A 20,543-nucleotide genomic window follows, 5' to 3' on the forward strand; every position below is an offset into this window, starting at 1 on the left:
ATTGAGGAGAAGCTCATGGCCGGCGCAAAAGAGATACGTAGTAAGATCGCAAGCGTCCAGAACACGCAGAAGATCACTAAAGCGATGGAGATGGTCGCCGCTTCCAAAATGCGTAAATCGCAGGATCGCATGGCGGCCAGCCGTCCTTATGCAGAGACCATGCGCAAAGTGATTGGTCACCTTGCGAATGGTAATCTGGAATATAAGCACCCTTACCTGGAAGAACGCGACGTTAAGCGCGTGGGCTACCTGGTGGTGTCGACCGACCGTGGTCTGTGCGGTGGCTTGAACATTAACCTGTTCAAAAAGCTGCTGGCGGATATGAAAGCATGGTCCGATAAAGGCGTTCAGTGCGATATCGCAATGATCGGCTCTAAGGGCGTGTCTTTCTTTAACTCCGTTGGCGGTAATGTGATTGCTCAGGTAACCGGCATGGGGGATAACCCTTCCCTGTCCGAACTGATCGGTCCGGTTAAAGTGATGCTGCAGGCCTACGATGAAGGTCGTCTGGACAGACTGTACGTTGTCAGCAACAAATTTATTAACACCATGTCTCAGACGCCAACCATCACCCAACTGCTGCCTCTGCCGGCATCAGATGATGATGAATTGAAGCGTAAATCCTGGGATTACCTGTATGAGCCAGACCCGAAAGCGCTGCTGGATACCCTGCTGCGTCGTTATGTCGAGTCTCAGGTTTATCAGGGCGTGGTAGAAAACCTGGCCAGCGAGCAGGCCGCACGTATGGTGGCGATGAAAGCCGCGACCGACAATGGCGGCAGCCTGATTAAAGAGCTGCAGTTGGTATACAACAAAGCTCGTCAGGCCAGCATTACTCAGGAACTCACCGAAATCGTCGGTGGTGCATCCGCGGTATAACCAGGTTAATTCGTAGAGGATTCAAGATGGCTACTGGAAAAATTGTCCAGGTAATCGGCGCCGTGGTTGACGTCGAATTCCCTCAGGATGCCGTACCGCGCGTGTACGATGCTCTTGAGGTTATGAATGGTAAAGAGAGCCTGGTGCTGGAAGTTCAGCAGCAGCTCGGCGGCGGTATCGTACGTACCATCGCCATGGGTTCTTCCGACGGTCTGCGTCGTGGTCTGGAAGTCAAAGATCTCGAGCACCCGATCGAAGTCCCGGTAGGTAAAGCAACTCTGGGTCGTATCATGAACGTCCTGGGTCACCCGATCGACATGAAAGGCGATATCGGTGAAGAAGAGCGTTGGGCTATCCACCGCGCGGCACCTTCCTATGAAGAGCTGTCCAGCTCTCAGGAACTGCTGGAAACCGGCATCAAAGTTATCGACCTGATGTGTCCGTTCGCTAAGGGCGGTAAAGTTGGTCTGTTCGGTGGTGCGGGTGTAGGTAAAACCGTAAACATGATGGAGCTGATCCGTAACATCGCGATCGAACACTCCGGTTACTCCGTGTTTGCGGGCGTGGGTGAACGTACTCGTGAGGGTAACGACTTCTACCACGAAATGACCGACTCCAACGTTCTGGACAAAGTATCCCTGGTATATGGCCAGATGAACGAGCCGCCGGGAAACCGTCTGCGCGTTGCTCTGACCGGTCTGACCATGGCTGAGAAGTTCCGTGACGAAGGTCGTGACGTTCTGCTGTTCGTTGATAACATCTATCGTTACACCCTGGCCGGTACAGAAGTATCCGCACTGCTGGGTCGTATGCCATCAGCGGTAGGCTACCAGCCGACCCTGGCGGAAGAGATGGGTGTTCTTCAGGAACGTATCACCTCTACCAAAACCGGTTCTATCACCTCCGTTCAGGCGGTATACGTACCTGCGGATGACTTGACTGACCCATCCCCAGCAACCACCTTTGCTCACTTAGATGCAACCGTGGTACTGAGTCGTCAGATCGCCTCTCTGGGTATCTACCCGGCAGTTGACCCGCTGGACTCCACCAGCCGTCAGCTGGATCCGCTGGTTGTTGGTCAGGAACACTACGACACCGCGCGTGGCGTACAGTCTCTGCTGCAGCGTTATCAGGAACTGAAAGACATCATCGCCATCCTGGGTATGGATGAACTGTCTGAAGAAGACAAACTGGTTGTAGCACGCGCACGTAAAATTCAGCGCTTCCTGTCCCAGCCGTTCTTCGTTGCGGAAGTATTCACCGGTTCTCCGGGTAAATACGTATCCCTGAAAGACACCATCCGTGGCTTTAAAGGCATCATGGAAGGCGAATACGACCACCTGCCAGAGCAGGCGTTCTACATGGTTGGTTCTATCGACGAAGCCGTGGAAAAAGCCAAAAAACTTTAACGCCTTAATCGGAGGGTGATATGGCAATGACTTACCACCTGGACGTCGTCAGCGCAGAGCAGCAAATGTTCTCTGGTCTGGTCGAAAAAATCCAGGTAACGGGTAGTGAAGGTGAACTGGGTATTTTCCCGGGTCACGCACCGCTGCTCACCGCCATTAAGCCTGGTATGATCCGCATCGTTAAACAGTTCGGTCATGAAGAGTTTATCTATCTGTCCGGCGGCATTCTCGAAGTGCAGCCTGGCAGCGTGACCGTTCTGGCTGATACCGCGATTCGCGGACAGGATCTCGATGAAGCGAGAGCCCTGGAAGCGAAGCGTAAGGCTGAAGAGCACATTAAGAGCTCTCATGGTGACGTGGATTACGCTCAGGCATCTGCGGAACTGGCCAAAGCGATCGCGAAACTGCGCGTTATCGAGTTGACCAAAAAAGCGATGTAACACCGGCTTGAAAAGCACAAAAGCCAGTCTGGTTGCCAGGCTGGCTTTTTTTATGGTTTTGTTTCAGTGAAAGTGGAACTAAAAAGCTGTTTTATATTTTTGTGATTTGTGTCACAAAAATATTGATCGGTTAAAAAATGAGGCGTAGACTCTTTTTTGTGTGATGTGTGTCACATAATTAACTCAGATAAAAACAGGATACCAACATGAAACTGATTAACAAAATCATCGCCCTTTTCAGCAGTATGGAAGTTTAGTCTTCCCGACCTGCTCTGTGGCGCGATGCTTCATACGGCGCCATCTGTTATTAAATCCCACTCCTCCGCTTGATCGTTTGTCCTCTTCCCTTTTAAAACAGTATTTTTCTGCTTCTCGCTGATCACATTAATAATATTGTACTTTTCTTTTGTAACTCTTTATTCATGCAGTAAAAAAATAGCAAAAACATTAACCTAAGGCTTTAATAAGAGCAGACTCCTGGTTTTGGGAGACAAAAGACGCCGAAATAGACGAAAATAGAGTGTTATCAGAGGGGAAATTTTCCCGATTGAACGTTTTATTTTCGGTCCATTTCACGATGAAAAAAATGTAGTATTTTCAATGTGAAACGGTATAAATTCGTTCTCAAATTACAGTCAGGACGTGTATGTTGAATAATGCTATGAGCGTCGTGATCCTTGCCGCAGGCAAAGGCACGCGTATGTATTCCGATCTCCCTAAAGTGCTGCATACCCTCGCAGGAAAGCCGATGGTTCAGCATGTCATTGATGCCGCTAATGAATTAGGTGCGACTCACGTACATCTGGTCTACGGGCACGGTGGTGATTTGCTTAAGCAGACGCTGAAAGATGGCAATCTAAACTGGATTCTGCAGGCAGAGCAGTTGGGGACCGGCCATGCAATGCAGCAGGCAGCGCCATTCTTTGGTGATGACGAAGACATTTTAATGCTCTATGGCGATGTGCCGCTGATCTCTACCGATACCTTACGTAGCCTGCGTGATGCTAAACCGCAGGGCGGCATCGGCCTGTTAACGGTAAAACTGGATGATCCATCCGGCTATGGGCGTATTACGCGTGAGAACGGTAACGTCACCGGTATCGTCGAGCATAAAGATGCAACTGACGAGCAGCGCCAAATCCAGGAAATCAACACTGGTATTCTGATTGCCAATGGCGCTGATATGAAGCGCTGGCTGTCCAAACTCACCAATAACAATGCGCAGGGTGAATACTACATCACCGATATCATTGCGATGGCGTATCAGGAAGGACGCGAAATTGCTGCGGTACATCCGGCACGTATTAGCGAAACGGAAGGGGTGAATAACCGTCTTCAGTTATCCCGTCTGGAGCGTGTTTATCAGTCTGAGCAAGCAGAGAAACTGTTGTTGGCGGGCGTGATGCTGCGCGATCCTGCACGTTTTGATCTTCGCGGTACGCTTATTCACGGGCGCGATGTTGAAATTGATACTAACGTTATCATTGAAGGTAACGTAACCGTTGGGGATCGCGTCAAGATTGGTGCTGGCTGTATCATCAAAAACAGCGTGATTGGTGAAGGTTGTGAGCTTAGCCCATACAGTGTGGTGGAAGATGCCCATCTGGAAGCCGCTTGCACCATCGGTCCATTCGCGCGTCTGCGCCCGGGTGCTGAGCTGCAGGAAGGCGCGCACGTGGGTAACTTCGTCGAAATGAAAAAAGCGCGTCTGGGTAAAGGTTCTAAAGCTGGTCATCTGACCTATCTGGGCGATGCGGAAATTGGCGATAATGTGAATATCGGCGCGGGTACGATTACCTGCAACTACGATGGTGCCAATAAGTTTAAAACCATTATTGGTGATGATGTGTTTGTGGGTTCTGATACTCAGTTGGTGGCGCCTGTCACCGTGGGTAAAGGTGCCACCATCGCTGCTGGCACTACCGTAACGCGTAATGTCGCCGATAACGAACTGGTATTAAGCCGTGTACCTCAGGTCCATAAACAGGGCTGGCAGCGTCCGGTGAAGAAGAAGTAATTTTTTGCCGGATGGCGGCTTTGCCTTATCCGTCCTACGTGCGGCGACGTTCTGTAGGTCAATAAGCGCTTGCGCCATCAGGCAGACAAGAGATGAGGGGATAACATAATCCTCCGCTCAACAAGCAGTACCATAAAAATAACCCCACTCTCTACAAGGCTCGGGGCGCCCGGAAAGGGCAAATACAGGTCAGCGACAACGACAGGCAAATGCCTAAATTCGGAATCAAAAAATATGTGTGGAATTGTTGGCGCTATCGCGCAGCGTGATGTAGCTGAAATCCTTCTCGAAGGTTTACGTCGTCTGGAATATCGTGGTTATGACTCTGCTGGTCTGGCCGTTGTCGATGCTGAAGGCAACATGACCCGTCTGCGTCGTCTGGGTAAAGTGCAGATGCTGACTGCTGCTGCGGAAGAACATCCGCTGCATGGTGGTACAGGTATCGCTCATACCCGTTGGGCGACACACGGTGAACCTTCAGAAGCGAACGCGCATCCCCATGTTTCTGAACACATTGTTGTGGTGCATAACGGCATCATTGAAAACCATGAACCTCTGCGTGAACTACTGAAAACCCGTGGTTACACCTTTGTTTCTGAAACCGACACCGAAGTGATTGCTCACCTGGTGCATTGGGAACTGGAACAGGGGGGTACGCTGCGTGAAGCCGTACTGCGTACTATTCCACAGTTGCGCGGTGCCTATGGCACGGTGATCATGGATACCCGTAACCCGGAAACTCTGCTGGCGGCCCGTTCAGGTAGCCCGCTGGTGATTGGTCTGGGGATGGGGGAAAACTTTATCGCTTCCGATCAGCTGGCGCTGTTGCCGGTAACCCGTCGATTTATCTTCCTGGAAGAAGGTGACATCGCGGAGGTGACCCGTCGTTCAGTCTCTATTTTTGACAAGTCTGGCGCACAAGTGAAGCGTCAGGATATCGAATCGAATCTGCAGTATGACGCGGGCGAAAAAGGTATTTATCGCCACTACATGCAGAAAGAGATCTACGAACAGCCGAACGCAATTAAAAATACGCTGACCGGGCGCATTAGTCACGGTGAGGTGGATTTAAGCGAACTGGGTTCACGTGCCAACGAGTTGCTGTCTCAGGTTGAGCATATCCAGATTATCGCCTGCGGTACGTCCTACAACTCCGGTATGGTGTCCCGATACTGGTTTGAATCGCTGGCTGGTATTCCTTGTGATGTCGAAATCGCTTCCGAGTTCCGCTATCGCAAATCCGCCGTGCGTCGTAACAGCCTGATGATTACCCTTTCCCAGTCCGGTGAAACGGCGGATACCCTGGCGGGTCTGCGCTTATCTAAAGAGCTGGGCTATCTGGGCTCGCTGGCTATTTGTAACGTACCGGGATCTTCTCTGGTGCGCGAATCCGACCTGGCGATGATGACCAATGCCGGTACCGAAATCGGTGTGGCCTCCACGAAAGCATTTACCACCCAACTGACCGTTCTGCTGATGCTGGTGGCGAAACTGTCTCGTCTGAAAGGTCTGGATGCGTCTATCGAGCAGGAGATCGTTCATGGTCTGCAGGCACTGCCGAGCCGTATTGAGCAGATGCTGTCTCAGGACAAACGCATTGCCGCTCTGGCGGAAGGTTTCTCAGACAAACACCATGCGCTGTTCCTGGGCCGTGGCGATCAGTACCCGATTGCGCTGGAAGGCGCGCTGAAGCTGAAAGAGATCTCTTATATTCACGCTGAAGCTTATGCTGCAGGCGAACTGAAACACGGTCCGCTGGCGCTGATTGATGCCGATATGCCGGTTATCGTAGTTGCGCCGAACAACGAACTGTTGGAAAAACTGAAATCCAACATTGAAGAAGTTCGCGCTCGTGGCGGTCAGTTGTATGTCTTTGCGGACCAGGATGCTGGCTTTACCAGCAGCGAAAACATGCACATCATTGAGATGCCGCATGTGGAAGAGGTGATTGCACCGATCTTCTACACCGTTCCGTTGCAACTGCTGGCGTATCACGTGGCGCTGATTAAAGGCACCGACGTGGACCAGCCGCGTAACCTGGCAAAGTCGGTTACCGTAGAGTAATCCGCACTTAACTGAACTGAAAATGCCCTGCTGCAAGCGGGGCATTTTTTTAGCTTGTTCTGTTTTTAATCAATTATCCCGCCTGTTTTATGTGACAAACCGTCATCTTCAACTACTGTTTTCAGTGTCATAAAAAGAAAATTTCAGCGAAATGTTATTGTCATGATGGTGATTAACATTCTGTTTTAAATGTATTTTTAGATAAAAAACTTCCCGAGTTTTTCATTGTCATAAAACTGTCATATTTCGTACATTTAACTGTCACCTGTTTGTCCTATTTTGCTCACAGTAGCAACTCAAACAACGATTTACGAAAACCGTGCAGGAGACATTATGAAAGTTATGCGTACCACTGTCGCAACTGTTGTCGCCGCGACCTTATCCATGAGCGCGTTTTCTGCGTTTGCAGCAGCGAGCCTGACAGGTGCAGGTGCAACCTTCCCTGCGCCAGTGTATGCCAAATGGGCAGATACCTATCAGAAAGAGACTGGTAGCAAAGTAAACTACCAGGGTATCGGCTCCTCCGGTGGTGTAAAACAAATTACGGCCAATACCGTTGATTTCGGCGCCTCTGACGCACCGTTGTCTGACGAGAAACTGGCGCAAGAAGGCCTGTTCCAGTTCCCGACTGTTATCGGTGGTGTGGTGCTGGCGGTGAACATCCCTGGCCTGAAATCAGGCGAACTGGTGCTGGACGGTAAAACGCTGGGCGACATCTACCTCGGTAAAATTAAGAAGTGGGATGATGAAGCCATCACCAAACTGAACCCGGGTCTGAAGCTGCCTTCTCAGAATATCGCCGTTGTGCGTCGTGCTGACGGTTCCGGTACTTCCTTCGTTTTCACCAGCTACCTGGCGAAAGTGAACGAAGAGTGGAAATCTAAAATTGGTTCCGGCTCTACCGTTAACTGGCCGACCGGTCTGGGCGGTAAAGGTAACGACGGTATCGCTGCGTTCGTACAGCGTCTGCCGGGTTCTATCGGCTACGTTGAGTACGCTTACGCTAAGCAGAACAACCTGGCGTACACCAAGCTGGTCTCTGCTGATGGCAAACCGGTAAGTCCGACCGAAGAAAACTTTGCCAACGCTGCAAAAGGCGCTGACTGGAGCAAAACCTTCGCTCAGGATCTGACTAACCAGAAAGGTGACGATGCGTGGCCGATCACTTCCACCACCTTCATCCTGGTGCATAAAGAGCAGAAGAAACCTGAGCAGGGCGCTGAAGTGCTGAAGTTCTTCGATTGGGCGTACAAAAATGGCGGCAAACAGGCTAATGACCTGGATTACGCCATCCTGCCGGACAGCGTGGTTGAGCAGATTCGTGCTGCATGGAAGACCAACGTGAAGGACAGCAGCGGTAAAGCGCTGTACTAAATACCCGTCATACTTCGAGCCGCAGCTGTGTTGGCTGTGCTTGTTCACCCCAGTCACATAGTGAATCTATGTGACTGGGTATTCACAAGCTTGCTGCCTTGCTGCAACTCGAATTATTTAGGGTATGGCATTACGTTAGCCGGGAAGCACGATAAAATGCGTGCTTCCTGGCCCAAACTTAAAGAGTGATTTATGGCTGCAACCAAGCCTGCTTTGAACCCACCGGGTAAAAAAGGTGACATGATATTCAGCGCGCTGGTAAAACTGGCTGCGCTGATTGTGCTATTGATGTTGGGTGGCATTATTGTCTCTCTGGTTATCTCCTCCTGGCCAAGCATTCAGAAATTTGGCTTCTCCTTTCTGTGGACTAAAGAATGGGATGCGCCAAACGATATCTACGGTGCATTAGTACCGATTTACGGTACGCTGGTCACCTCGCTTATCGCACTGCTGATCGCCGTTCCGGTGAGTTTTGGCATAGCCTTATTCCTGACTGAACTTGCTCCTGGCTGGCTGCGTCGCCCGCTGGGTATCGCTATTGAATTGCTGGCGGCAATTCCGAGTATCGTGTACGGCATGTGGGGCCTGTTTATCTTTGCCCCGCTGTTTGCGACTTACTTCCAGGAACCGGTCGGGAACATCCTTTCCAACATTCCGTTTGTTGGCGCGCTGTTTGCGGGTCCGGCATTTGGTATCGGTATTCTGGCCGCTGGCGTGATCCTCGCCATCATGATCATCCCGTACATTGCGGCGGTTATGCGCGATGTGTTCGAACAAACGCCGGTGCTGATGAAAGAGTCAGCCTACGGCATCGGTTGTACTACCTGGGAAGTTATCTGGCGCATCGTCCTGCCGTTCACCAAAAACGGTGTGATCGGCGGCGTGATGCTCGGTTTGGGCCGCGCGCTGGGTGAAACCATGGCGGTGACGTTCATCATCGGTAACACCTACCAGCTCGATAGTGCCTCGCTGTACATGCCGGGCAACAGTATTACTTCTGCGCTGGCGAATGAATTTGCCGAAGCGGAATCAGGACTGCACGTTGCCGCGTTGATGGAACTGGGCCTGATTCTGTTTGTGATTACCTTCATCGTGCTGGCGGCGTCTAAGTTCATGATCATGCGCCTTGCGAAGAACGAGGGGGCACGCTAATGGCTACGCTTGAAATGCAAAACACCGCTGCGCTTGCGGAATCCCGCCGTAAAATGCAGGCGCGTCGTCGTCTGAAGAACCGCATCGCGCTGACGCTCTCTATGGCGACCATGGCATTCGGTCTGTTCTGGCTTATCTGGATCCTGATGTCCACGATCACCCGCGGTATTGACGGTATGTCACTGGCGCTGTTCACCGAAATGACACCTCCGCCGAATACGGCTGGTGGTGGTCTGGCGAATGCCCTGGCCGGTAGCGGACTGTTAATTCTGTGGGCGACCGTGTTTGGTACACCGCTTGGTATTATGGCGGGCATCTACCTGGCAGAGTACGGACGTAAGTCCTGGCTGGCTGAGGTGATCCGCTTTATCAACGACATCCTGCTTTCTGCGCCATCAATCGTGGTCGGTCTGTTCGTTTACACCATCGTAGTAGCAAAAATGGAGCACTTCTCCGGCTGGGCGGGCGTTATCGCGCTGGCGCTGCTGCAGGTGCCCATTGTTATTCGTACCACGGAGAACATGCTCAAGCTGGTACCGGATAGCCTGCGTGAAGCCGCCTATGCGCTGGGTACGCCGAAATGGAAGATGATTTCTGCGATCACCCTGAAGGCCTCTGTCTCAGGCATCATTACAGGCGTTTTACTGGCTATTGCACGTATCGCAGGTGAAACGGCTCCGCTGCTGTTTACGTCGCTCTCCAATCAGTTCTGGAGCACCGACATGATGCAGCCTATCGCCAACCTGCCGGTCACTATCTTTAAGTTTGCGATGAGCCCGTTTGCTGAGTGGCAGCAACTGGGCTGGGCTGGGGTACTGATTATTACCCTGTGCGTACTGCTGCTGAACATTCTGGCGCGCGTCATTTTCGCGAAGAAGAAACACGGTTAAGACGAAGTGCCGGATGGCGGCGTAAACGCCTTATCCGGCCTACGATTGAAGACATTTGTAGGCCTGAAAGCTGCGCGCCATCAGGCATGATGAGGAAAAGATAGAAATGAGTATGGTTGATACTGCCCCAGGTAAGATTCAGGTTCGTGATTTGAACTTCTACTATGGCAAGTTCCATGCCCTGAAGAACATCAACCTGGATATTGCCAAAAACCAGGTAACGGCGTTTATCGGGCCGTCAGGCTGTGGTAAATCGACGTTGCTGCGTACGTTCAATAAAATGTTTGAACTGTACCCGGAACAGCGTGCGGAAGGCGAAATCCTGCTGGATGGCGACAATATTCTCACCAACACTCAGGATATCGCTCTGCTGCGTGCCAAAGTGGGCATGGTATTCCAGAAGCCGACGCCGTTCCCGATGTCCATCTACGACAACATCGCTTTTGGCGTGCGTCTGTTTGAGAAACTCTCTCGTGCGGATATGGACGAGCGTGTGCAGTGGGCATTGACCAAGGCCGCGCTGTGGAACGAAACCAAAGATAAATTACACCAGAGCGGGTACTCTCTCTCCGGTGGTCAGCAGCAGCGTCTGTGTATTGCGCGTGGGATCGCCATTCGCCCGGAAGTGCTTCTGCTTGATGAGCCGTGTTCAGCGCTCGACCCTATTTCTACCGGGCGTATCGAAGAGCTGATCACTGAGCTGAAAGAGGATTACACCGTCGTTATCGTTACCCACAACATGCAGCAGGCTGCGCGTTGTTCCGATCACACGGCATTTATGTACCTGGGCGAGTTGATTGAGTTCAGTAACACGGACGATCTGTTCACCAAGCCCGCGAAGAAACAAACTGAAGACTACATCACCGGTCGTTACGGCTGATTCAGGAGCTTGTTGTGGATAATCTTAACCTTAATAAACATATTTCCGGCCAGTTCAATGCAGAGCTGGAAAGCATCCGTACCCAGGTGATGACCATGGGTGGCATGGTCGAGCAGCAGCTTTCTGATGCGATTACCGCCATGCACAATCAGGACAGTGAGCTGGCGAAGCGCGTCATTGAGGGCGATAAGAACGTCAATATGATGGAAGTGGCGATCGACGAGGCCTGCGTGCGTATCATTGCCAAGCGTCAGCCGACCGCCAGTGACTTGCGTCTGGTGATGGCGATTATCAAAACGATCGCTGAGCTGGAACGTATTGGCGACGTTGCGGATAAAATTTGCCGCACCGCGCTGGAGAAATTTTCTCAACAGCATCAGCCGCTGCTGGTAAGCCTGGAATCACTGGGTCGCCACACCGTACAAATGCTGCATGACGTGCTGGATGCGTTTGCGCGTATGGATCTTGACGAAGCGGTACGTATTTATCGCGAAGATAAGAAAGTCGACCAGGAGTATGAAGGTATCGTGCGTCAGCTGATGACCTACATGATGGAAGACCCGCGTACCATTCCAAGCGTGCTGACCGCGCTGTTCTGCGCGCGCTCCATCGAGCGTATCGGTGACCGTTGCCAGAATATCTGCGAATACATCTTCTACTTCGTGAAGGGACAAGACTTCCGTCACGTGGGCGGTGATGAGCTGGATAAGCTGCTGGCGGGCAAAGATCCGAAAGAGTGATAAAGATACTCGTCATCCGTCACGTTGCGGGTGTGTTCCTTTGTTACCCGGCGCACCCCGCCCTCAGTGAGGTCGGGGTGCGTAGCGTAGCCGAAGGCTAGAACGCACTGTCAAAAGAGACGCAACAGATCCTGAACTCAGCCGCTGGCTTAACGACGAAGAGGAATGGGTTTACCTGCAGGGAAACGAGGTCTGGGGTCGGTTCAGTCGTAATCGTCCCTTTTTTCTGGCTCGGTTTAGCGAGCGCTACGCAAGCAGTTTCATCAGCATATAGATATGACCATCAACAATTAACTGTGACAGCTGTACATCTGCCACGCACAATACTTGCAGCATACCGAACGGCTGATTGGCGATGCAGTATGGATTTGAAGGCAGTTACGGCTTTTCGTTGATGTCTAACCGTGAGATTGGCATGACGCCGGAACAGCGACAGTCGCGCGGTCATATAGCAGTAGAATAGATTATATTTTCTTATTTAATATCTGAATTTTTTGTTCTGATTTTTGATGAAAAATAAAATAAACATTTAATGCTCTGTGCAATAAGTCACAGTTATTGCCATTTTTTTTGCGCTACACTCGCTTTATTATTTCGTGGGGGCTTATGTTAATGTCATTCATATTGCGATTATTAAAAAGCATGACTTTAATTTTGCTCTCCATCGACAGCAAAATTAAAGTCATGCTTGCTGATTCATGCTGGTTTAATTCCGTCAACGATTTGGTTGAAATTGATATTACTCCTACCTCTTGTGCCGAAAACCTGATAACCCAGAAATGGTCCTTGCTTTGGGATTGTGCAGGTCAGGCTCTCTGTTCTGGTTTTAGACAGTCGTGCGAAATGAAAAGATATGCTCATCGTCAGTTTCCGCAGGTGTTGCTGTGCTCGCGTAAGCGCGATGAGCTAACTTTCAGCTTCCGTATTTCCAGCCTGCATCAGCTCGTGGTTTGTCGCCACGCCAGTGGTGCCGATAGCGACCGCGTAGTGAATAACCAAATCTGCCTTTCTCAAAGCACAATGCGCGCTCTCGCTATTGTGCTTTTTTTATTGCCTGAATCGACCAGAAGGATGCGCTATGTACATTGTTTGTGTTGCTGCTTGCCCAACGGTCGTAGCCCTGACTACCCGGCATTGCGCGGTAAAGAAAAAGATTGTGTGCATAATATGACGGTGGCCTGGAGAGGAAATAAAACCTGGGTGCCTTACGTCGAATTGGGATGATGGTTCATATGTGAAAGATGGCAAAACTTATCGTGATGTCTGGGAGATGCGTTAGCGCGTAGGTATTACCTACAAACTCTAATTATTTTTTTGATAAAAATAAGGATATTCAATGAGAGTAATTTCCATAGCCGGAATAACGGCGTATTTACTCTGTAGCCATGCTGCTGCTACTGAAAATTATCAATATCGCGTCGCATTTATGCCGGATATCCATTTTCATGATGTGTACGGCGAATTTCAGGATGGCGCATTTAGCGGGCTAAAGAATCGCAAAAGTGGGCAGCGTGCGATGATTCGCACCATGTATGCTCAGCTCACGTCAACGCGATTATTTAATGAAAACTACTTTGCCCTGCGTGCAGCACTGGATGACGCCGGGAAAAAGGGGATCAAACTGATCGCGCTTCCAGGTGATTTTAGCGATGACGGGCAGTCTGTGCATATTCGCGGGTTAGTAACCCTGCTGAAGGAGTATGAGCAAAAGTATGCAATGCGATTCTTTGCAACGCCGGGTAATCATGACCCAAACCGACCCTTTGATTTACCCGATGGGGAAGAGGATTTCTTAGGTCAGGGAGGGAAAACTCAACGTATTTTTAGTTTTGGCGCCAAAGAGTGTACGGGTTATCAGGGCAAAACTGCGCTTATCTCAACAGGTGCGGAACTGCCGACCATCTGTAGCGAAGAGATGGTAAGCCGTGGTTATGAGTACATCATGAAAATGATGTCCCCATTCGGTATCGATCCGCAGCCTGAAGATATTTACTGGGAAACGCCTTATTCATCCTATGGGCAGCAGGATTATACGTTTGCCAAAGCAAAGCAAGCCAGCGACTTCCGCCAGCGGCAGTATGAAATCTGTGCTCAGGGAACAGGCGGTTCATATCGACAACCAGATTATGGCCCCTGTTTTACCGTCGCTGACAGCAGCTATCTCGTTGAGCCGATACCAGGCCTATGGCTGCTGGCCGTTGATGCGAATGTTTACGTGCCGCGCGAGGATGCGGACCTGACGAATCCGCAGTCTGCTAAAAACTTCGCGGGTTCAGGTGACGCAGGCTACAACAAAATGCTCACTCACAAGCAGCAGGTCGTGGCGTGGATGACGTCCGTTGCCATGCGAGCAAAAGAGCAGAAAAAGACGCTGATTACCTTTAGCCATTTCCCTATGGTGGAGTTTGATAACGGCGCTGCCAGCGATCTGGAATCCATCTTTGGCAAAGGTAAATTTCAGTTGAAGCGGGCTCCGAAGGAGGATACCAGCCATGCGTTAGCGAAAACAGGTATTGGCGTACACGTTGGCGGACATATGCACTTTAACGATACCGGCGTGCGTAAATATCCTGACGGCAGCCTGCTATTTAATATTCAGGCACCTTCCATGGCGGCCTACGTCCCAGCGTATAAAATCCTCAATTTCGCTAACCGTAGCGAAATCGATGTTCAGACCGTTACCCTGGACAGCGTCCCGCGCTTTAATGAGCTTTTTGAACATTATCAGCAAGAGTGGGAGCATCTGAAAGCGACGGGCTCTGCGCATTTATGGAACAAGGCGGTGCTGAGTGCGAAGGATTATTATGACTTTACTAACTGGCATATTACCGAGCTCACCCGGCTGCGCTTTATTCCCGAAGAGTGGCCGTGTGAAATTCGGCAGATGCTTTTTAGCCTGAATGGTGCGGAAATGCTGACGCTGAGTCAGTTGAGCAGTCATAACTCCTGGCAAGATGTTCTGACTGTACCTATGAGCAGCGATCGTGCTGTGTGCGCTAAAGGAGACGTGCCTCCTGTCAGGTCTATCGGGCAAATTTACCTGCAAAAAAATGCTGGAGCATGGCAGTTGGCGCAGCAAAAAGCGCTAACTTTAGCTCGGGATGCCGGAATGACGCTGGAGCAGTTTGCATCCTGGAACGGCTTTGATTTGGCGGTGGATTTTTATCGTCTGCGCAATGCCGATGAGCTGGCGCTGCGCGATATTTCCGCGCAACGCTTACGCGAATATCATTTGCTAACCCGCACGTTGGCGCATTCCTTACCAGATGAGGCTTCTGCGGTGATGGCGGATAGCGATTTCGAGACTATTTTCCGCCTGCGTTTTGGCAGTATTTTTAGCGTTATCGATAAATACCTGCGGGGCGGCCCTTCACGAAATTTCCACCTGAATAGCGAAACGGGGGAAATCTCCGCGCGTTAAAACCTCGCCCCTGCCACATTGGCAGGGGCGAGAATTAGCACGCCATTCCCAGACCGACGATATGGGCACGGCGATAAGCACCACACAACCGAGGCTCAGTAGGCCAACCTGGCGAAGGCTGGCGATTTTATGTACCGGGCCACGCATACAGACTTGAAAATCTAACCTGAAGGTAATCTGTAACTGCTCACCAGGCATATTGATGTCAACCCGATCACCAACCCGACCTAAACGGCGCATTGCGCTGGCAGCCGCGCAACTGCTGCTCCCGGATGCCAATCCTCAGCGTATGGAGATCGACAACTTCCACGAATTGCCCATTGACCCTCAAACCCCTTATACGGCATCTGCTTCTGACCAGATTTATCAGATAATCATCATTGCTATGATAATATCTATCATTAAATATTTGTTTTTATCATGAACCATTTGGGTGTGACCATCGTCATAAATTATCCGCTTCTGAAAATATAGCATCACCTCAGCCAGAGACCAGATAAATAGTTTTCTGGCATTATTGATTAATATGAAAAAATAATGAGGTGAAATATGAAGACGCTTTATACCCCGTTTATAGATGTCACCGTAAATGCAGAATGGTCTGACTGGCAAGATTATCCCAATGGCCGTCCAAATCCGCTTTATTCTCAGGAAGCTAAAGCGTGGGAGGTAGACGGTCTGGTATTTGGTTTTATTACTTTATCAGCGAACAAAAAAGCCTGCTGGGCTGCCCAGGACACCATGTCGATGGACTGGGCATTGCCGTTATCAAACGATCTCAATGCGGCCGGTAAAAAGGTTATTATTTCTTTTGGCGGCGCGGTGAATAGCGATATATCAACCTATTTTAGCACTTCCGAATTGGTTGAAATTTACCAGTCTTTTATTGATGATTATTCTGCATATGGCCTGGATTTTGATCTGGAAAATGGTCAGTATAATATCAGCAATATTTGTGAAGCGCTGAAAGTGGTAACTAAAAATAATCCAGAAGTCGCTATTTCCTTTACTTTGCCCACCATGCCAACCGGTTTAACTAGTACTGGGGTGAATATTGTAAAACAAGCGCATAATACCGGATTAACGTTTGTGGTAAACGGTATGGCAATGGATTATTACAGCGCGCAGTATCGTGCTGATATGGGTAAATCTGCGGTTGACGCAGCCCGCAGCATCGCCAGTCAGTTAGCCTCTCTGTCAGTGAGCGGCGGCTACTCGGCGGTGGCGGTTACACCGATGATAGGTATGAATGACGATGGTAGCATGTTTAAACTTCATGATGCCGATACGCTGGCCACCTTTGCCAAACAGAATGGCATGAATTTTATCGGTATCTGGGATTTTAACCGCGACAATCCTTCGTCTTACACCTATGTTGACCTGACAACCAGCAGCAACCCGGAACAGCGTGTGGCCGGGGAATATTGCAGCCATTTTGTTAATGGCCTCACCAAATAAGCGCTGACTTGAAAAAGAACGATAACCCCGCTGTTTTCGGTGGGGTTATCTTTTTCCGCGAACGCAGATTGTGTAATGGTTGCTTATTTATCGCGTAATATTCCAACCCCGCGCCTTCCACAACGCTGGCAACTGCGCCAGATCGGTAAACGTCGTCACTTTTGGATGATCGATTGGTTTGTTATGCGGATCGGCGCAGAAGTAAAACACTTCCATCCCTGCAGCAATCCCCGCCTGGGCACCTGCGCTGGAGTCATCAACCAGAATGCAGTTATCAACGTTAACGTCCATCGCTTTCGCCGCATGGAACATCAGGGCCGGATCGGGTTTCCAGCGTTGAATATCGTAGCCGCTGAACAGTAAATCAGGGAAATGGTGCAACATACCCAGCTTACCCAGCGAGTGCTGCATTTTGCTGACCGGACCGTTAGATACCACGCACATAGGGACGGTCATGCTGTCCAGCAGCGCATTGGCTCCGGCAATCACCTCCAGTTCCGTATCGAACAGACGTGCGACCTCTGCGCGGTAAACCGGTTCTAATTCGGCTTTTGCCAGTTCGACACCGTGCTCTTCGTTGATAATGTCGATGATCTCGTACAGCTTTACCCCCTTGAAGCGTTTAAAAGTTTCTTCAAGATCGAGCGTAATGCCGAACGCCTGGAACATGCTGACATACGCGCGAGAACAAATCACTTCACTGTCGACAAGGGTACCGTCACAGTCAAAAAATACGGCTTCTATCTGGGACATGTCATTTCCGTTTTAACAAGTTTAACGTTTTCGTAATGCATTATTGGGCGACGCAATCGTTGCCGTATAAGCAAAATCAATGAAAAAAGTTGCTCATAACCCAACCCTATTGTCGCATTTTGGTATAGGATAGCGACGAATTTTCCCTCCTTGTTCGGAAATTGATAATGAGTCAACAACACACAACCCAGGCTTCTGGCCAGGGGATGCTGGAACGCGTGTTCAAACTGCGCGAACATGGCACGACGGCACGGACCGAAGTGATCGCTGGTTTAACCACCTTCCTGACGATGGTGTATATCGTTTTTGTTAACCCGCAAATTCTTGGCGTGGCTGGCATGGATACCAGCGCCGTCTTTGTGACCACCTGCCTGATTGCTGCATTTGGTAGCATCCTGATGGGCCTGTTTGCCAACCTGCCGGTCGCACTTGCGCCTGCTATGGGGCTGAATGCGTTCTTCGCCTTCGTGGTCGTTGGCGCGATGGGCCTGTCATGGCAGATCGGTATGGGCGCAATCTTCTGGGGCGCGGTAGGTCTGCTGCTACTGACGATTTTCCGCGTACGTTACTGGATGATTGCCAACATCCCGGTTAGTTTGCGCGTGGGGATCACCAGCGGTATTGGTCTGTTCATCGGCATGATGGGGCTGAAAAACGCTGGTGTTATCGTCGCCAACCAAGACACCCTGGTGTCTATTGGCAACCTGACGTCCCACAGCGTACTGCTCGGTATTCTGGGCTTCTTTATCATCGCGATTCTGGCTTCACGTAACATCCATGCGGCGGTACTGATCTCTATCATTGTGACCACGCTGCTGGGCTGGATGCTGGGCGATGTCCATTACAACGGGATCGTCTCCGCGCCGCCGAGCGTAATGTCCGTTATCGGGCATGTTGATCTGGCTGGTTCGTTTAACATTGGTCTTGCGGGCGTAATTTTCTCGTTCATGCTGGTCAACCTGTTCGACTCCTCCGGTACGCTAATTGGCGTCACGGATAAAGCCGGTCTGGCGGATGCGAAGGGTAAGTTTCCGCGTATGAAGCAGGCGCTGTATGTGGATAGCGTGTCATCGGTTGCTGGTGCGTTTATCGGTACTTCTTCCGTTACCGCGTATATCGAGTCTTCTTCCGGGGTTTCTGTCGGTGGACGTACTGGCCTGACCGCGGTAGTTGTTGGCCTGTTGTTCCTGCTGGTTATCTTCCTGTCGCCGCTGGCGGGAATGGTACCGGGATATGCGGCCGCTGGTGCGCTGATTTACGTTGGCGTCCTGATGACATCAAGCCTGTCACGCGTGAAGTGGGATGACCTGACTGAAGCCGTTCCGGCGTTTATTACCGCCGTGATGATGCCGTTTAGCTTCTCGATTACCGAAGGTATCGCGCTGGGCTTTATTTCCTACTGTGTGATGAAAATCGGTACCGGACGTTTCCGCGATCTCAGCCCGTGCGTCATCGTTGTCGCACTGCTGTTTGTGTTGAAGATTGTGTTTATCGACGCGCATTAATTGCCGCTGAGACGGTGCTGCGCGAGGCGTGTAGACCTACCTGATAAGCGCAGCGCCATCAGGTAAACTTGATAACCGGATACGGCCCGCCAGGCATTGCAGCCAGCGGGCTTTTTCTTTTAGGCTTTCACACGCTGGATGTAGTCGCCAAATGCGGTCAACTGGCCGGTTAGATGGTCCAGCGTACTTTGGTCGATCACTTCACCTGTCTGCGGGTCCACTTTGTTCTGAATCACGCCGCCCATAAATTCCGGCTTATTCATTACCATGGCGTCGAGGAACACCAGGATCTGACGCAGATGGTACTGGCAGCGCGCGCCGCCAATGGCGCCCATGGAGCTGGTCTGGATCAGCACCGGCTTACCCGATAATGGCTGATCCGGCAGGCGGGACAGCCAGTCGATGGCGTTCTTCAGTCCGCCAGGCACGGAATAGTTATATTCCGGTGTCACGATGACGACACCGTCAGCCTTCCTGATTTGCTCTGCCAGCGCTTCTACGCTTGCCGGAAAACCTTCTTCCTGCTGGAGGTCGGCATCGTACAGTGGGATATCACCAATTGATGGCAATGCGTTGACTTCCATTCCTGCTGGAGCAATCTTGGGCAGCGTACGGGCAACCATTCCATTAAACGAACCTTTGCGCAGACTTCCCAGTAACGTAACAACATTCAATGTTTCTGACATGGTGACTCCTGTTTCATCATAAAGGTTAAATCAAAGCGTATGGCTTTTCGCTGCGCATAATTGAGAGAACCGGATCAGGCGACCCGTAGGCTCATTGGCGCGGGTCTGGATATCAGGCAAACTTTTCCAGTCCTGTTTACCATCAAACTCCCAAACCTTGAGTTTTTCAATGGTTGGCGTAACCGCAACCGACCACACCAGAACATCTTCCGCATCGCAAATGGCTTCAACCTGCGCAACATGGGCACATTTCAGACGTCCTGCGCCGGGTAAAAGCTGGAGTTCGTGCGGATCATCATTGCTTACATCGCCGGTGAGTTTGAGTACGCTCTGGCGCAACGTAATGAGCTGCGCGCGTGCTTCGTTGGGGTCGTTTTGGTTATTGATCCACAGATTTTCGTTGCTGGAGAAGCGCCATGTTTCCGTTGAATGCGGATGGTGAAAGCTGCGGGTAGCTCGCTGCAGTTCCATATCCAGCCCGCACGTTCCTTCAGTTGTTAGCGCAACGCCAACGATATTCCCGGCATAGGAAATCGAAAATCCCGGCAGGTTCTTATCGCGAAAAATGGGCTTACCTTTGGCCTGAGTAACAATCTCGGGCAGCGTACTGGTGCCGTAAAGCATAAACATCAGTTCAGCGAGTAAACTGCGGGAAGCCAGGAAACGTGTTCGGCGATGAGCGGGGAGATCTCTTGCTTCGATATGACATGGAGAAGGGAGGCGAGCTGAAACCAGGTGTCCCTCCGTAAGAATCCCTCTGGCAAAATGTGTCGCCATTTTTCGCTCCGTGATTAATGGTCCGTGATAATTACCAGAGTAACATTTACGCGACATCCAGGCAGGCTTTGCTGCCCAAAAAGTAAGCTGAAATAGAA

Annotated in this window: 17 protein-coding genes and 2 pseudogenes; 15 read left to right on the forward strand and 4 right to left on the reverse strand. The window is 50.8% G+C overall.

What is annotated here, in order from left to right; genetic code table 11:
* The first annotated feature begins 15 nt into the window (after positions 1–15).
* The 13 genes and pseudogenes from atpG (at position 16) to HV345_RS23715 (ending at position 15,266) form a co-directional block, all read left to right on the forward strand.
* A complete protein-coding gene (atpG, locus tag HV345_RS23660) occupies positions 16–879 on the forward strand; it encodes a F0F1 ATP synthase subunit gamma (protein ID WP_016155083.1) in 864 nt (287 codons plus the stop codon).
* Positions 880–905: 26 nt separating this feature from the next.
* On the forward strand, positions 906–2,288 hold the full coding sequence (gene atpD / locus HV345_RS23665) for a F0F1 ATP synthase subunit beta (RefSeq protein ID WP_003023806.1): 1,383 nt from the start codon (positions 906–908) through the stop codon (positions 2,286–2,288).
* Positions 2,289–2,308: 20 nt separating this feature from the next.
* Positions 2,309–2,728, forward strand: a complete 420-nt coding sequence (locus tag HV345_RS23670; protein ID WP_003023809.1) for a F0F1 ATP synthase subunit epsilon — start codon at positions 2,309–2,311, stop codon at positions 2,726–2,728.
* A 646-nt stretch (positions 2,729–3,374) separates the two neighbouring features.
* On the forward strand, positions 3,375–4,745 hold the full coding sequence (glmU, locus tag HV345_RS23675) for a bifunctional UDP-N-acetylglucosamine diphosphorylase/glucosamine-1-phosphate N-acetyltransferase GlmU (protein ID WP_019077996.1): 1,371 nt from the start codon (positions 3,375–3,377) through the stop codon (positions 4,743–4,745).
* Between the two features lie 234 nt (positions 4,746–4,979).
* Positions 4,980–6,809 (forward strand): glutamine--fructose-6-phosphate transaminase (isomerizing), encoded by a 1,830-nt coding sequence (gene glmS / locus HV345_RS23680; protein ID WP_016155081.1) that lies wholly within the window; start codon positions 4,980–4,982, stop codon positions 6,807–6,809.
* 333 nt (positions 6,810–7,142) lie between these two features.
* Complete coding sequence (gene pstS, locus HV345_RS23685; protein ID WP_141875728.1) at positions 7,143–8,183, forward strand: phosphate ABC transporter substrate-binding protein PstS; 1,041 nt, start codon at positions 7,143–7,145, stop codon at positions 8,181–8,183.
* 192 nt (positions 8,184–8,375) lie between these two features.
* On the forward strand, positions 8,376–9,335 hold the full coding sequence (gene pstC / locus HV345_RS23690; protein ID WP_016155078.1) for a phosphate ABC transporter permease PstC: 960 nt from the start codon (positions 8,376–8,378) through the stop codon (positions 9,333–9,335).
* Positions 9,335–10,225 (forward strand): phosphate ABC transporter permease PstA, encoded by an 891-nt coding sequence (gene pstA / locus HV345_RS23695; protein ID WP_181636119.1) that lies wholly within the window; start codon positions 9,335–9,337, stop codon positions 10,223–10,225. The genes pstC and pstA overlap by 1 nt, the downstream gene beginning before the upstream one ends.
* 106 nt (positions 10,226–10,331) lie before the next feature.
* Positions 10,332–11,105, forward strand: a complete 774-nt coding sequence (gene pstB, locus HV345_RS23700) for a phosphate ABC transporter ATP-binding protein PstB (protein WP_003023821.1) — start codon at positions 10,332–10,334, stop codon at positions 11,103–11,105.
* 14 nt (positions 11,106–11,119) lie between these two features.
* The gene (gene phoU / locus HV345_RS23705; protein ID WP_003023824.1) at positions 11,120–11,845 is read left to right on the forward strand and encodes a phosphate signaling complex protein PhoU; all 726 of its coding nucleotides are present in this window, start codon (positions 11,120–11,122) and stop codon (positions 11,843–11,845) included.
* Between the two features lie 240 nt (positions 11,846–12,085).
* Positions 12,086–12,308: pseudogene (locus HV345_RS26545) on the forward strand (AraC family transcriptional regulator); the annotation flags it as partial.
* A 143-nt stretch (positions 12,309–12,451) separates the two neighbouring features.
* The gene (locus HV345_RS26550) at positions 12,452–13,069 is read left to right on the forward strand and encodes a hypothetical protein (RefSeq protein ID WP_193389580.1); all 618 of its coding nucleotides are present in this window, start codon (positions 12,452–12,454) and stop codon (positions 13,067–13,069) included.
* A gap of 112 nt (positions 13,070–13,181) precedes the next feature.
* Entirely contained in the window at positions 13,182–15,266 is a 2,085-nt protein-coding gene (locus tag HV345_RS23715) for a metallophosphoesterase (protein ID WP_181636120.1), read from the forward strand.
* 114 nt (positions 15,267–15,380) lie between these two features.
* Here the strand turns inward: HV345_RS23715 and HV345_RS26555 are convergent.
* Positions 15,381–15,594 (reverse strand): annotated as a pseudogene (locus HV345_RS26555) (diaminopimelate epimerase); the annotation flags it as partial.
* Between the two features lie 221 nt (positions 15,595–15,815).
* Between HV345_RS26555 and HV345_RS23725 the strand changes: the two are divergent.
* On the forward strand, positions 15,816–16,724 hold the full coding sequence (locus HV345_RS23725) for a chitinase (protein WP_181636121.1): 909 nt from the start codon (positions 15,816–15,818) through the stop codon (positions 16,722–16,724).
* An 87-nt stretch (positions 16,725–16,811) separates the two neighbouring features.
* Here the strand turns inward: HV345_RS23725 and yieH are convergent, their stop codons facing one another.
* Positions 16,812–17,477, reverse strand: coding sequence for a 6-phosphogluconate phosphatase (gene yieH / locus HV345_RS23730; RefSeq protein WP_104651921.1), 666 nt, complete (start codon positions 17,475–17,477; stop codon positions 16,812–16,814).
* Between the two features lie 167 nt (positions 17,478–17,644).
* Here yieH and adeP point away from each other — a divergent pair, with 167 nt between their 5' ends.
* Positions 17,645–18,982: an adenine permease AdeP gene (gene adeP / locus HV345_RS23735; RefSeq protein WP_016155075.1), complete on the forward strand. Its 1,338-nt coding sequence runs from the start codon at positions 17,645–17,647 to the stop codon at positions 18,980–18,982.
* 119 nt (positions 18,983–19,101) lie between these two features.
* Here the strand turns inward: adeP and HV345_RS23740 are convergent, their stop codons facing one another.
* Positions 19,102–19,668 carry an NADPH-dependent FMN reductase gene (locus HV345_RS23740; RefSeq protein ID WP_003827046.1) on the reverse strand — a complete coding sequence of 189 codons (567 nt, stop codon included), beginning with the start codon at positions 19,666–19,668 and terminating at the stop codon, positions 19,102–19,104.
* Positions 19,669–19,698: 30 nt separating this feature from the next.
* On the reverse strand, positions 19,699–20,445 hold the full coding sequence (locus tag HV345_RS23745) for a 4'-phosphopantetheinyl transferase superfamily protein (protein ID WP_016155074.1): 747 nt from the start codon (positions 20,443–20,445) through the stop codon (positions 19,699–19,701).
* Positions 20,446–20,543 lie beyond the last annotated feature (98 nt).

This window comes from Citrobacter sp. RHBSTW-00986 (assembly GCF_013783065.1).
In the GTDB taxonomy this organism is placed as follows: Bacteria; Pseudomonadota; Gammaproteobacteria; order Enterobacterales; family Enterobacteriaceae; genus Citrobacter; species Citrobacter braakii.

Coding starts and splice junctions, on each gene's coding strand:
- yieH (WP_104651921.1), bottom strand. CDS start 17,477: ATGTCCCAGATAGAAGCCGTATTTTTTGACTGTGACGGTACCCTTGTC.
- glmU (WP_019077996.1), top strand. CDS start 3,375: ATGTTGAATAATGCTATGAGCGTCGTGATCCTTGCCGCAGGCAAAGGC.
- HV345_RS23725 (WP_181636121.1), top strand. CDS start 15,816: ATGAAGACGCTTTATACCCCGTTTATAGATGTCACCGTAAATGCAGAA.
- HV345_RS23740 (WP_003827046.1), bottom strand. CDS start 19,668: ATGTCAGAAACATTGAATGTTGTTACGTTACTGGGAAGTCTGCGCAAA.
- atpG (WP_016155083.1), top strand. CDS start 16: ATGGCCGGCGCAAAAGAGATACGTAGTAAGATCGCAAGCGTCCAGAAC.
- HV345_RS23745 (WP_016155074.1), bottom strand. CDS start 20,445: ATGGCGACACATTTTGCCAGAGGGATTCTTACGGAGGGACACCTGGTT.
- HV345_RS26550 (WP_193389580.1), top strand. CDS start 12,452: ATGTTAATGTCATTCATATTGCGATTATTAAAAAGCATGACTTTAATT.
- pstS (WP_141875728.1), top strand. CDS start 7,143: ATGAAAGTTATGCGTACCACTGTCGCAACTGTTGTCGCCGCGACCTTA.
- HV345_RS23715 (WP_181636120.1), top strand. CDS start 13,182: ATGAGAGTAATTTCCATAGCCGGAATAACGGCGTATTTACTCTGTAGC.
- pstC (WP_016155078.1), top strand. CDS start 8,376: ATGGCTGCAACCAAGCCTGCTTTGAACCCACCGGGTAAAAAAGGTGAC.
- glmS (WP_016155081.1), top strand. CDS start 4,980: ATGTGTGGAATTGTTGGCGCTATCGCGCAGCGTGATGTAGCTGAAATC.
- HV345_RS23670 (WP_003023809.1), top strand. CDS start 2,309: ATGGCAATGACTTACCACCTGGACGTCGTCAGCGCAGAGCAGCAAATG.
- adeP (WP_016155075.1), top strand. CDS start 17,645: ATGAGTCAACAACACACAACCCAGGCTTCTGGCCAGGGGATGCTGGAA.
- pstB (WP_003023821.1), top strand. CDS start 10,332: ATGAGTATGGTTGATACTGCCCCAGGTAAGATTCAGGTTCGTGATTTG.
- pstA (WP_181636119.1), top strand. CDS start 9,335: ATGGCTACGCTTGAAATGCAAAACACCGCTGCGCTTGCGGAATCCCGC.
- atpD (WP_003023806.1), top strand. CDS start 906: ATGGCTACTGGAAAAATTGTCCAGGTAATCGGCGCCGTGGTTGACGTC.